The following is a 12,057-nucleotide window of genomic DNA, read 5'->3' on the forward strand; positions in this document are numbered from 1 at the left end:
GTGGCGACTCTTGAAGAGCGTGTCGACGTACTGGAAAACATTGAGGCGATTCGCCGCCTCAAGATCGAGTACGCCCAGGCATGTGATGATGGCTACGACCAGGATCGTATTGCCGAGTGCTACACGGAAGACGGGGTCTTCGACACCGGTGAGTTCGGTCGGCATGAAGGTCGGGAGACGATCCGAGAGCTCTTCACCGGACAAGAAGACGTCTTCCAGTTTGCCCTTCATAATGTGCTGGGGCACACCGTCAACGTCGAACCGTTTGCCGATACGGCAACGGGAAGTGTCTACCTCTTCCAGCCGTGCACGGTCGAAGGTGAAGCCCGCTGGTTTGCTGCGACCTACGACGAGGAATACCGCAAAGAAGACGGGAAGTGGCGCTTCTCGCTGAGCAAGCTGAACGTCGCGTTCAACACACCGTACGACAAGGGCTGGGTCGAGCAGCGCATGGCGTAGCCGCTCGTAGGAGCCAGCCTCTCGTCAAGACGCGGAGCCGGGGTCCGTGACCGGCCTCATGATGAGGCCGGGCGCGGGAGCAACTCGGTCGCTCTTCAGGATCCGCTCGGTCCATTCGTGGTGCTCAACGATGGCATCACCCTCGTGGACATCGAGGTTCCACTGTCGCTCGAAGAGGACGTCGGGCTCGGTGGGCTCCTTGTTCAAGGTGAGCTGGTCTCGACGGAACGTCACCTCGTATTCCGGGGTGACCCTGGTGAGCAGACCGAGTCGGTGGAGCTCGGGCGCGAGCGTGGCGATCGTCTGCTTGTACTCGTCCCACGAGCTGGGTGTCGGCGATGGCCCGTGCACGAGCTCGTCGCGACGCCGACGGGCCGCTTCTATCGGCTCGGCTGACTCCGCCCAGGCGTCGAGCACGGCCACGAGCTTGACGTAAGCCATCGAGGCGAGGGTCGCGTCGTAGCCCTCGTGGTGCAGCACGGCAGCTCCGCCGTGTTTCATCGGGATCCACCACGCCTCAGCGATCGCAGCCTCCCGGACAGCGTGCTCCCACTGAGCAGTGACATCTGGCACGCGATCAATCTAGTGGCCTGCCTCTGGCGTGAGTGGTCCTCGGAACCGAGGCTGCTCATTGATGCCAGACTCCGAGTCAGGGAGCCCGCGCGGCAACGAGGGGGATGAGGAAATGGCGATCGACGTAGGGCAGTACGACGCATTGGCTCTGGCCGACCTTGTCAGGCGCAAGGAGATCAAGCCGATCGAGCTGGTAGACGCGGCGATTGAGAGGATCGAGCGCGTCAACCCCGAGCTCAACTGCGTGATGTTCAAGAACTACGACGCAGCCCGGGAGTCAGCCAGTGGCCCGCTGCCGGACGGGCCCTTTATCGGCGTGCCCCTGCTGCTCAAGGATCTGGGCATCAGCTACGAAGGACTGCCTCTGACGGGCGGCTGCCGTTACCTCCAGGATGTCGTCGCCGAAGAAGACAGCGTGATCGCCGAGCGCATCGCCGAGGGTGGCTTCATCCGGCTCGCCAAGACAGTGACGCCTGAGCTCGGTTACTGCGCCGCGTCCGAGCCGCCCATCTATCCGCCGGCGCGCAATCCATGGAATCGCGACCACACGCCAGGTGGCTCCAGCGGCGGCTCGGGTGCTGCCGTAGCCGCCCGCGTCGTGCCCCTGGCCACCGCCAGCGACGGCGGCGGCTCGACCCGCATCCCGGCCTCCAACAACGGCCTGGTCGGACTCAAGCAATCGCGTGGTGGCACGACGTTGGCCCCGCTCCAAGCGGCGCCGTGGTACGGCTGCGTCGTCGACGGCTGTGTGTCGTTGAGTGTGCGAGACCAGGCGGCCTATCACGACCTGACCCAGTATTCGACGCCTGGCGATGTGTACTCACTGCCGCGGCCCGAGCTTCCGTTCCTGGACGAGGTCGGCAGAGATCCCGGGCGGCTCAGAATCGCGATCATCACGAAGGCCGCAAACGGTAAGCCCGTCCATCCTGATTGCGTCGAAGGCGCCCACAACGCGGCAGAGCTGTGCAGCTCGCTCGGCCACGACGTCGAGGAGGCGGAATACAGCTTCGACTTCGACTCCCTCAGCGAGGTCTTCTCGCGCATGGCCTGCGCGGCGACGGCCGGCCTCCTCCGTGATACAACGAGGAGAGTCGGGCGTGCGCCACGGCAGGACGAGCTCGGCAATGTGATTCAAGAGATGGTCGAGCGCGGCGAGCAGATGAGCGCAGCAGCGCTCGTCGACGACATCGAGGCGATGCACGCCTTCGGCTGGACCATCGCCAAGGACTGCCTGCCCTATGACGTGGTGATCACGCCGACAATGCCCAACCCGCCGCACAGGGTCGGCTACTACGACATGACCCTGAGCTTCGATCACTATCAGTTCGAGCTACTGATTCCGGAGATTGTCTTCACGCTCCCGCACAATGTCAGCGGTCTGCCCGCCATGTCACTGCCGCTTCATTGGAGCACCGAGGGCTTGCCCTGCGGCGTGCAGTTCATCGCCAAGCACGCCAACGATTCCCTGCTGTTCCGGCTGGCAGCGCAGATCGAACGGGCCCAGCCATGGAGCGACAAGGTGCCGCCCATCCACGCCTGACGGGTCGGGCGAGCTCTTGGACCGGACGCTCGCCCCGTCAGCGGCCCTCGAAGCGAGCTGGTCGCTTCTCGACGAACGCGGTGATGCCCTCTCGGGCGTCGTTGGTCGCCAGCGCGCGGTGAATGGTCTCGGTCTCGAGCTCGAGCGCTCGCTCGAGCTCGTCCTGCTGCATCTGGTCCATGAGGCGCTTCGAGAGCTGCACGGCCAGCGGCGCCCGGCTGGCAATCCGCCCGGCCATCTCGTTGGCGGTGTCGAGGAGCGAGCCCGAGTCGACGACCCGGTTCACGAGACCGATGCGGTGTGCCTCGGCGGCGTCGATCACGTCGCCCAGCAGGACGATCTCCCGTGCATTGCCCTCGCCGACGACTCGAGCGAGGAGGGAGGCCGCGCCATTGGTCATCGTCACGCCGATGCTCACCTCGGGGCATCCGAAGCTGGAGCGGTGCGATGCAATGCGGAGGTCGCATGCGCAGATCATCTCGACTCCGCCGCCGATCGCATACCCGTCGATGGCGGCGATGACGGGCGTCCCGATGTGCCTCAGGGTGCGCGTGATGGCCTGAAAGGCGTCGATCGCGTCGCTGAGCCGTGACTCGTCGAGCGACACCGCCTCGTGGAGATCCCAGCCACCGGTGAACGCGTTGCCGCTGCCAGCGAGGACGACGGCCCGCACGTCGGCGTCGTGGTCAGCAGCAGCGAGGGCTTCGTTGAGCCCAGTGAGCGCCTCGAGGCTCAGGGCATTCAGCACCTCGGGACGATGCAACGTGATCGTCACGATTTGACCTGACTTCTCCGTGAGCACGATGTCTGGCACGTGGCCAACCTCCTGCCGTCACACGGAGCCGGCGCGAAGCATCTCCTCGGCCCGGCGACACGCGACCGGGCGGGTGCTCGAGTTGACAGAGATCTCGAGGAGTTGCGGCTCCCACCCCGAGCACTCCATCTCTGCTGCCGGGCAGCGGGAGAACAGGGGGCAGCCGATCGGGAGGTTGATGGGGCTCGGGATCTCGCCGCTCAGCTCGTAGGTCGGCGCGGCCGCGTTTGGGTCCGGGTACAGCACGGCGCCCAGCAGCGAGCGGGTGTACGGATGGAGCGGACGGGCGAACAGGGCGTCGGTCTCCTCGACCTCGACGATGCGCCCGAGGTACATCACGGCGATGCGCTTGCTCACGCTCCGGACGGCGGTCAGGTCGTGGGAGATGAAGAGATAAGAGACGTCGAGCCGATCCTGGAGCTCGTGAAGCAGCCCGAGGATCTCGCCGCGACCGACGACGTCGAGGTTGGAGACGGGCTCGTCGAGCACGATCAGGTCGGGCTCCATCATGAGCGCTCGTGCGACCGCGAACCGCTGCTGTTGGCTCGTCGTGAGCGCTTCGGGGTGTGCATCGACGAGCCCGGGCGGCACCCGTACGATCTCCAGGACCTCGTCGACGCGGCGCGCTCGGTCGGCGCGCGAGAGCTTCATCGCGTGGAGCGCGTCCCTCAGCATGTTGCGCATGGTCATACGCGGGTTGAGCGACAGGAACGGATCCTGAAAGACCATCTGGAGCTTGGGCCGTAAGCGCCGGAACTCCTTCTCCTTGAGGTCGCTGATCCGCTCTCCGTTGTAGAGCACCTCGCCCGCGGTCGGCTCGGTCAGGCGGAGAATGAGACGGCCGATCGTGGTCTTCCCGGACCCGGACTCCCCGACCAGCCCCAGCGTCTCGCCCTTGGCGATGGAGAGGTTGACGTCGTCGACGGCGACGAGCGTGCCCTGGTGAGGGATGTGGAAGTGCTTGACCAGACCTCGCATCTCGATGAGCGGCGTCTCACTCTCCGGACCCATTGCCGCCTCCCTTGTCACCAGCCGCTCGCGCCCGGTCAAGCTCTGTCACCTCGAGCAGGCGCTTGCTGTACTCGTGCTCTGGATTCTCGAAGAACGTCTTCACGTCGGCATTCTCGGTCAGCCGCCCTCCGCTCAGCACGGCCACACGGTCACAGTACTGAGCGACGATACCCAGATCTCCGGTCGCGATCAGCAGCCCGAGTCCAGAATCTTCGATCAGCGAGTTGAAGTCGTCGAGCACCTGACGGGCCACGGTGACGTCGAGGCCGGTCGTCGGGTCGTCGGTGACCAGGAACCTAGGCCGGTTCACGAGCGACATCGCGATGACCACGCGCTGACACATACCGCCGCTGAGCTCATGAGGGTAGCTCTGCGCCCGGATCTCGGGATCGGGGATGCCGACGCGCCGGATGAGCTCGACAGCCCTGTCGTAGGCGTCCTTCCTGTCGAGCGACTCGTCGTGGTCGAGGGCAACCCTCGCGATCTGATTGCCAACCCGCTCGAGGGGGTTCAGCCGGGAGCGGCCGCCGCCCATGAGAATGGCCAGCTCGCGGCCGAGGATCTTGCGGCGCTCGTCGAGCTCCATCGCCAGCAGGTCGCGCCCGTCGAGGCGTATCGCTCCCTCGGCGACGATGGGATGATCGACCAGCCCACCGATCGTCTGCACGAGCAGCGACTTCCCCGTCCCGGTCTCACCGACCAGACCGACGGCCTGACCGGCCTCGACCGTCAGCTCGATGTCGGTGAGGATCGGTTCGACGCCTCGACCGCCATCGCTGATGCCGATGTTCAGATGGCTCAGCTCGAGCACCTTCAGAGCTCCGTCCCGGGCTGGATTCCGACCGCTGTGCCCCGCTTCACGGCCCGGATCCTCAAGCCGACGTCCTGGGCCGCGAAGGCGAACGACAGGACGATGAGGCCCAAGGCGATGCCGGGGAACAGCGCCGGCCACCATTGGCCGGTGACCATATTGGTCGCCCCGATGGCGACCATCGATCCGAGCTCGGGTGTCGGACGAGGCACGCCCGCGCCGACGAAGCTCAGGCTGGCCGTGAACAGGATCACGAAGCCCATGACCACCGGTATCGTGGCGACGCTCGTTTGAATCGAGTTCCGCATGAGATGGCGGAACACGATGCGCGGACCCGAATGGCCGAGCACGCGCGCCGCGTCGGCGTAGGGCAGCTCTCGCACGGTGAGCATCTCGGCGCGCCCGAGGCGCACGAACGGGGGGATGTTGACGAACGCCATGGCGACGATCACGTTCGTGGTCGACGGACCTCGAACGGCGACGAGGGCCAAGGCGAAGATGAAGACGGGAAAGGCCTGGAGCACATCCATAGACCGCATGATGAACTCGCTGCTCGCCGCCGTCACACGACCGACACCGGCTATGTAGCCGGCCAGCGCGCCGATCGGGAAACCGATGACGATGGAGATGATCACTGCGGTGATGGCGATGAACAGGTTCACACGCGGCGCAGCCAGGATGCGCGAGAAGATGTCCATCCCCGACCGATCAGTGCCGAGCCAGTGCTCTGAGCCGGGCCGCTGCAGGATCGAGTCGCTGTCGATCTCTTCGGGGCCGTACGGGCCGATGCTCGGGCCGATGAACATCAGAATGATCCAGATCGCGACCGCGATATAGGTGATGGTCGCCGCCGGGCCGAGGGTACGGAAGGGGTTCCAGCGCCGACGGGCGGGCTCGGTCGATGGTGTGTTCATAGTCGAACCCTCGGATCGGACCAGGCGTGGAGGATGTCCACGACGAGGTACACGAACATGATGAAGAGGGCCGATACGAGCAGGAACCCCTGGACGGCGGCGTAGTCGGCTTCAAGGACCGCCGTCACGCCATAGTTACCGAACCCGTTGATGCTGAACACGTTCTCGACGAGCACGGCCCCTCCGAGCAGGAAGCCGTACATGACGCCGATGGTCGTGATGATCGGTGGGAGTGCATTCCTCAGCGCGTATCGGTTGAGAGTCTTGCGTTGCAAGCCCATGACGCGGGCGTTCTGGAGGTAGGGGCTGTCCTCGATCTCGGTCATCTTGACGTAGGTGATCTTGAGAATCGGACCGCCGTACACGAACATCAGCACCAGGACGGGGCCGACGAGGTGACCGAGGTAGTTCCGCAGCACGCCCCATTCGCCGGCGATTATGGAGTCGATGATCAAGAAGTTGGTCACCGATTCAGGGCGCATCTGGTCGACGTCTAACGCGCCGAGCGGTGTTGGCGCGATGTTCCACGTCGTGAAGAACACGAAGATGAAGATCAGGGCGAGCCAGAAGTCGGCCAACGACCCAGCCAGCAGGCCATAGATCCGGATGAACTGGGCAAGAATCTTGTCGATGAGGCGTCCCTTTGGTCGAGCCGCTCGCACCCCTAGCGGGATCATGATCAGGACCGACAGACCCATCGAGATGCCCATGAGCTCGATCGTCCCAGGCAGGCGTTCGGCGATGTCTGTGCGGACCGGCTGTGAGGTGAACCATGAGTCGCCGAGATCGCCTCTTAGCGTGAGCTTCACATAGGTAAAGAATTGCTCGGGCAGTGAGTCGTTCAAGCCGAGCTTGGTCTCCGTGCGTTCGATCAATTCCGGTGGAGCCTGAGGCCCGAGCATCTGGATAGCCGGATTGCCGGGCACCAGCCGGATCATGATGAACGAAATGAGCATCACCGCCACGATCTGCGGTATCAGGAAAAGCAAGCGACGCTGGATGAAGCCACCCCTGCGGAACCACCGAACGGGCCGCAGCAGCGCGTTGACGATCTTCATCTGGGCGGCAGCCTCCTGACCGCTGACCCCAGTCAGGTTGTCGCTATGGTGCTCCGCTCGTCACTGAACGGTGTCCTCGTCCCAGCGTCACGACGTCCAGCTCAGCCGCGAGTAGTCGGTGGTGTTCTCGATCCGATACTCCCAGCCAGTCAGCCTGGGGTCATGGATGGATGCCGGGTCGAACCACAGGTAGAAGCTCAGCGGAGAGCCGTCGGCGACCGCCCGCAGCGACTGCTCCCAGCCGGCCGTGGCCGCCGGTGAATCCCAGTCACCGCTCTCCAGCGCGTTTCTGAGGCCCTCCTCGTAGAGCAGGATCTGCTCCTCGGTGAAATCGTCGAATACCAACTCACACGAGGCACCACCGATCACTGAGTCGGGGGTGCAGAACCTCGCTCCGAAGGGCGGAAGGAGAGCTACCTGGTAGAAGATGTCCGGGACGATGATCTGATCCTTGAACAGGTTCGCAGGCGCGCCAGCGCCACCCACAGTCAATGGGTCGATCCTCGCCTCCTGTATCGCCGCCGTCGTCTTGCCCACGATGCTGATGTCCCAACCGCCCTCAGCCGCGGTGTCGCGGATGAGCACGCACATCTCCTCCTGGTCGGGAATCGTCTGGTTGTACCAGAGCTCCGAGGAAACCCCGTCGGGGAAGCCGGCCTCCTCCAGCAGACGCCGCGACTCGTCGGGGTCGGTCCGGTAGTAGCGCTCGAAGAGCTCGGTATGAGCGTAGGGCACGCCGCCCGGCTCCCAGACGGGACCGAACTCCCGCCGTGCCTTGCCCTGATAGACGATGTCGATGATGTCGTCGTAAGGGATCACATGTGTGTACGCACGCCGGACCAGCGGATGGCTCCACGGAGGCACGTCGAGCGGGTACCACGTCCACTGGCTGAACGACGAGACCGCGTTCGGCAGGCTGAGACCGGCCTGCTGGGCCTGGACCTGCTCGCGCACGAGCATCGCGTTGGCGACGTGCACGTCGCCGCTCTCGATCAGCGACAGTCGGGTGGCCGACTCGGGCACGACCCGCCAGATCACCCGCTTGATCGGCACGTCGTACAGGACGTAATTCGGATTGGCGACCCAGATCGCCTCGGTGCCCTGTGTGAAGTCCTCGAGCATGTACGGACCGAAGCCCTCGGTGTTGTTCTTCTTCCACTCCTCTGACCACGGGTCGTCGTTGGTGGAGTTCTCCCGCATCGTCTCCGAGTCGTGGATGTTGCCGGTGAACGGCAGCACGAAGTGGTGCAAGAACGTCGGGAACGGCCGCTCGAGCGTGATCTGCACCGTGTAGTCATCGAGCGCTTTGACCTGCTCGGCGTCGGTGATCTGGGACGCAATCGAGTGCAGGAATCCGTCCAGGCCGAAGCTCCTGTCCGGCGCGACCCCTCGCGCATAGCTGTACACGACGTCCTCGGAGGTCATCTCGTTGCCGTGATGGCTGAGGACACCCTGCTTCAGGGTGATCGTGTACTGCGTCTTGTCTGCGTTGATCTCGAGGCCCTCGGCCAGCTCGCCGACGAGCGTGTTCTCGAGATCGGTGATGATCGGGTTCATACCGTCGTAGTCATAGATGAACAGCCGACCGCCGAGGTTGGCCGTCGATTCCTGGCTCGTTCTGTCGAAGAGGTGATCGAGGCTCGTCCACAGATCGGGCTGGGCGACGATCAGATCACGGTCGATGGCCGCCGGCTCCCCGGGCGCCGTCGTTCCCGGCGCCGCGGTCGTTGCCGGAGCACCATCGCCGTCGCTGTCGCTGTCGCCGCAGGCGGCGAGAGCGGCCGTGGCGGCTGCCCCACCCACGGCCACGCCTCCGTACTTGAGAAAATCGCGCCGGCTCAGCGTCGACTGGTCTTCAGATTCGCGGCTGTGTGTAGTGCGCATGACGAATCCCCCCGAATCCCCCCTAGGTAAGTCCCGGCCGAACACTAGCACAGATCACCCTGGGGCAGAGCCATGTGTCCGGCCTCCTCGTCGGCCTTGGAGCTGTGACCGACGCCTTCGACGAGCTGGACGTAGGGGATGCCGTACTGGATGGCCAGGGGTTGGGTGAAGTCGTGGGGATACTTGTGCACGTTGTGCGGGCTCCCCCCCGAGATCGTGAAGTCGTCACCCCCGATGGCCACCGGCCGCCCGTCGATCTCGGCCAGCCCCATGACGTAGCCACCGGGGACGAAGTCGCGGAGGTTGCCGTCCTCGTCGTACTCGGCCGCGCCGACCATCGGGCCCGCCTCGATGAACGTCCCGGGGTCGACCATCTTGTCGATCCGCTCCCGGATCGTGTAGCGGCCACCGCGGTGCTGGCGCTCGATGCGCTCGGGTCCGCCCAGCTCTGCGGCTAGGGCTCGGACATACTCGATGTCTTCGATCGCCTTCTCCCAGCCCATCCCGGGCTTCCAGCTCTCGCGGGTCCTATCCACAGGCATGACACACTTGTAATCGACGGGTAAACAGGGTGACGTGTTGTCGCCCTATCGTGTGCTCGACCTCACCGACGACAGGGGCCATCACGCCGGATTGGTCCTCGCCCAGTTGGGTGCTGATGTCATCGCTGTCGAGCCGCCCGGTGGCCACCGCTCCCGCCGCCAAGCTCCCTTCGTGGACGATCGCATCGGACCGGAGAGCTCACTGACCCACAGTGCCTATAGCCGCGGGAAGCGGTCGGTCGTCATCGACGACCCTGGCCAACTCGAGCAGCTGGCACGGGGTGCAGACATCCTGATCGAGTCGGGGGCGATTGCGGTCGATCTCCAGGCGTTGAGGGACGACAACCCGGCGCTCGTGACGGTCTCGATCACGCCTTTCGGGTGCGACGGGCCGAAGGCCCATTGGGCGGCGACCGACCTCACGATCAACGCCTCGTCGGGAACCATGAGCCTCACCGGCGACGCCGACCGTCCACCGGTGAGGATCACCTTCCCGGAGACCTGGCACTTCGCTGCGCTCGACGCCTGCTGTGCTGCGCTCATCGCGCTGTGGGAGCGCAATCGCTCCGGCCTCGGGCAGCACACCGACGTATCGGCTCAGGCCTCGTACATCAGCACGAACATGTTCCAGATGATGTACCCGTTCTGTGGCCAGTCCAGCAGCGAGCGCATCGCGGGCGGCCTGAAGTTCGGGCCCCTCACCCTTCAAGTCGTGTATCCGTGCCGCGACGGCGCCGTTTCCTTTCTGTTGCTCTTCGGCCCGATGTTCGGTCCCTACACTGCCCGATTCTTCGAGTGGCTCCACGAGGAGGGCCGCTGTGGTCGCGAATGGGTCGACAAGGATTGGGTCGGCTTCGGTCTCGCCCTCACCGACGACCCCGAGGTCATCAAGCAGCTCGACGAGGCAACCAGGATGGTTGTCGAGTTCTGCGATACCAAGACCAAAGCCGAGCTCTTCGAGGAATCCGTGACGCGCGGCCTGTTGTTCGCACCCTGCACGACGACTCGTGACGTCCTCCAGCTCGAGCACTTCATCGCCCGGGAGTACTGGGACGACGTCGACGGCTTTCGCTACCCGGGGCCCTTCGCCAAGGCGACCGTTCCGCTGAAGCGGCTCGGTCGAGCCCCGAAGCTCGGTGAGCACACCGCCGAGGTTCTCGACGAGGCCCGCACGCCGTCGGTCCCTGCCAGCGCGGGGCGCGCCGGGTCGGGTGACCTCCCTCTGAGCGGGGTCCATGTGCTCGACTTCTGCTGGGCCCTGGCCGGGCCCGGCGCGACGCGGATCCTGGCCGATCACGGAGCGACCGTGGTTCGCGTCGAGTCCCAGACCAAGGTCGATGTCATGAGGGGTATGGCGCCCTTTCTCCACACCGACGGTGGGCCCGAGGATGCGCTGCACTGGCACTCCGCCAACGCGAGCAAACTCGGCTTCACGATCGATCTCACCGCCCCGGGCTCCCGACCGGTCATGCTCGACCTCGTCCGCTGGGCCGATGTCGTGACCGACTCCTTCGCGCCGGGCAAGCTCGCCGCGCTCGGGTACGGCTACGACGACCTCCGCGAGGTGAACCCCGGGATCATCGCCCTGTCGAGCTCGATGATGGGCCAGACCGGACCTCAGCGGCACTACGCCGGCATGGGGACGATGGGCGGGGCAATAGCCGGCTTCTACGAGCTGACCGGGTGGCCCGACCGGACCCCATGCGGTCCGTGGGGTGCCTACTCGGACTACCCGTCGATTCGCTACACCGTTGCTGTATTGATGGCGGCTCTCGAATGGCACCGGCGGACGGGCGAGGGCCAGTACATCGACTTCAGCCACATCGAGGGTGCCGTCCACCTGCTCGCTCCCGGCCTCCTCGACGACGAGGTCAACGGGCGCACTCCCGTCCGGCGGGGCAACGAGGATCCGCACATGGCCCCCCACGGGGTCTATCCGGTCAGGGGACTCGACCGTTGGATCGCGATCGCGTGTGAGGCAGACGAAGACTGGCACGCGCTCGCCAGACTGCTCGGCGCCGCCGAGCTCGCCGGACTCGATACGGCACAGCGATTCGATCGACGCGCCGAGCTCGACGAGCTCATCTCGGCGTGGACCGAGGGAAGGGACGGTGCCGAGCTCGAAACGGAGCTACAGGCGGCCGGGGTGCCGGCTCATCGTGTCCAGAAGGCCGAGGAGGTCATCGTCGACGAGCAGCTCGCGCACTGGGGCTACTTCAACGAGGCCGCCCACCCGATCCATGGGACGACCTATGTCGAGGCCCCTGCCTTCCGCCTGCACCGGACGCCGGGACGCATCGCGTGGGCGGGACCGACATTCGGACAGCACCTCTGGGAGGTGCTCACCGAGATCCTCGCCTACGACGAGGACAAGGCCGCCGACCTCATCGCGACCGGGATCTTCGAGTGAAGCTCCGGGTGGAGAGGGAAACCCTCTCCACCCGATTCCTG

11 protein-coding genes are annotated in these 12,057 nt (G+C 65.2%); 3 read left to right on the forward strand and 8 right to left on the reverse strand.

What is annotated here, in order from left to right; genetic code table 11:
- Positions 1-459 (forward strand): nuclear transport factor 2 family protein, encoded by a 459-nt coding sequence (locus tag ACOQPH_RS07200; protein WP_419553428.1) that lies wholly within the window; start codon positions 1-3, stop codon positions 457-459.
- Positions 460-483: 24 nt separating this feature from the next.
- Here the strand turns inward: ACOQPH_RS07200 and ACOQPH_RS07205 are convergent, their stop codons facing one another.
- Positions 484-1,032 carry a hypothetical protein gene (locus tag ACOQPH_RS07205; protein WP_419553429.1) on the reverse strand — a complete coding sequence of 183 codons (549 nt, stop codon included), beginning with the start codon at positions 1,030-1,032 and terminating at the stop codon, positions 484-486.
- Positions 1,033-1,144: 112 nt separating this feature from the next.
- Between ACOQPH_RS07205 and ACOQPH_RS07210 the strand changes: the two genes are divergently transcribed.
- On the forward strand, positions 1,145-2,572 hold the full coding sequence (locus ACOQPH_RS07210; RefSeq protein WP_419923358.1) for an amidase: 1,428 nt from the start codon (positions 1,145-1,147) through the stop codon (positions 2,570-2,572).
- 37 nt (positions 2,573-2,609) lie between these two features.
- On the opposite strand, the gene ACOQPH_RS07215 is transcribed toward ACOQPH_RS07210, so the two are convergent.
- The 7 genes from ACOQPH_RS07215 to ACOQPH_RS07245 form a co-directional block, all read right to left on the reverse strand.
- Positions 2,610-3,386: an enoyl-CoA hydratase/isomerase family protein gene (locus ACOQPH_RS07215; protein ID WP_419553431.1), complete on the reverse strand. Its 777-nt coding sequence runs from the start codon at positions 3,384-3,386 to the stop codon at positions 2,610-2,612.
- 18 nt (positions 3,387-3,404) lie between these two features.
- The gene (locus tag ACOQPH_RS07220; protein WP_419553432.1) at positions 3,405-4,397 is read right to left on the reverse strand and encodes an oligopeptide/dipeptide ABC transporter ATP-binding protein; all 993 of its coding nucleotides are present in this window, start codon (positions 4,395-4,397) and stop codon (positions 3,405-3,407) included.
- Positions 4,381-5,208 carry an ATP-binding cassette domain-containing protein gene (locus tag ACOQPH_RS07225; protein WP_419553433.1) on the reverse strand — a complete coding sequence of 276 codons (828 nt, stop codon included), beginning with the start codon at positions 5,206-5,208 and terminating at the stop codon, positions 4,381-4,383. The genes ACOQPH_RS07220 and ACOQPH_RS07225 overlap by 17 nt, the downstream gene beginning before the upstream one ends.
- Positions 5,209-5,210: 2 nt before the next feature.
- Complete coding sequence (locus ACOQPH_RS07230; RefSeq protein ID WP_420623974.1) at positions 5,211-6,122, reverse strand: ABC transporter permease; 912 nt, start codon at positions 6,120-6,122, stop codon at positions 5,211-5,213.
- Positions 6,119-7,180 (reverse strand): ABC transporter permease, encoded by a 1,062-nt coding sequence (locus ACOQPH_RS07235; RefSeq protein WP_420623975.1) that lies wholly within the window; start codon positions 7,178-7,180, stop codon positions 6,119-6,121. The genes ACOQPH_RS07230 and ACOQPH_RS07235 overlap by 4 nt, the downstream gene beginning before the upstream one ends.
- An 87-nt stretch (positions 7,181-7,267) precedes the next feature.
- Positions 7,268-9,064, reverse strand: coding sequence for an ABC transporter substrate-binding protein (locus ACOQPH_RS07240; protein ID WP_420623976.1), 1,797 nt, complete (start codon positions 9,062-9,064; stop codon positions 7,268-7,270).
- 44 nt (positions 9,065-9,108) lie between these two features.
- On the reverse strand, positions 9,109-9,606 hold the full coding sequence (locus tag ACOQPH_RS07245; protein ID WP_419553437.1) for a carboxyl transferase domain-containing protein: 498 nt from the start codon (positions 9,604-9,606) through the stop codon (positions 9,109-9,111).
- A gap of 34 nt (positions 9,607-9,640) precedes the next feature.
- Between ACOQPH_RS07245 and ACOQPH_RS07250 the strand changes: the two genes are divergently transcribed.
- Positions 9,641-12,016, forward strand: a complete 2,376-nt coding sequence (locus ACOQPH_RS07250) for a CoA transferase (protein WP_419923362.1) — start codon at positions 9,641-9,643, stop codon at positions 12,014-12,016.
- Positions 12,017-12,057 lie beyond the last annotated feature (41 nt).

The sequence above is a fragment of the Candidatus Poriferisodalis sp. genome (assembly GCF_965221945.1).
Lineage (GTDB): Bacteria > Actinomycetota > Acidimicrobiia > Acidimicrobiales > Poriferisodalaceae > Poriferisodalis.

Bases quoted from the DNA above. Each gene is read 5' to 3' on its own strand.
- ACOQPH_RS07210 (WP_419923358.1), top strand. From the start codon at position 1,145: ATGGCGATCGACGTAGGGCAGTACGACGCATTGGCTCTGGCCGACCTT.
- ACOQPH_RS07220 (WP_419553432.1), bottom strand. From the start codon at position 4,397: ATGGGTCCGGAGAGTGAGACGCCGCTCATCGAGATGCGAGGTCTGGTC.
- ACOQPH_RS07230 (WP_420623974.1), bottom strand. From the start codon at position 6,122: ATGAACACACCATCGACCGAGCCCGCCCGTCGGCGCTGGAACCCCTTC.
- ACOQPH_RS07235 (WP_420623975.1), bottom strand. From the start codon at position 7,180: ATGAAGATCGTCAACGCGCTGCTGCGGCCCGTTCGGTGGTTCCGCAGG.
- ACOQPH_RS07240 (WP_420623976.1), bottom strand. From the start codon at position 9,064: ATGCGCACTACACACAGCCGCGAATCTGAAGACCAGTCGACGCTGAGC.
- ACOQPH_RS07245 (WP_419553437.1), bottom strand. From the start codon at position 9,606: ATGCCTGTGGATAGGACCCGCGAGAGCTGGAAGCCCGGGATGGGCTGG.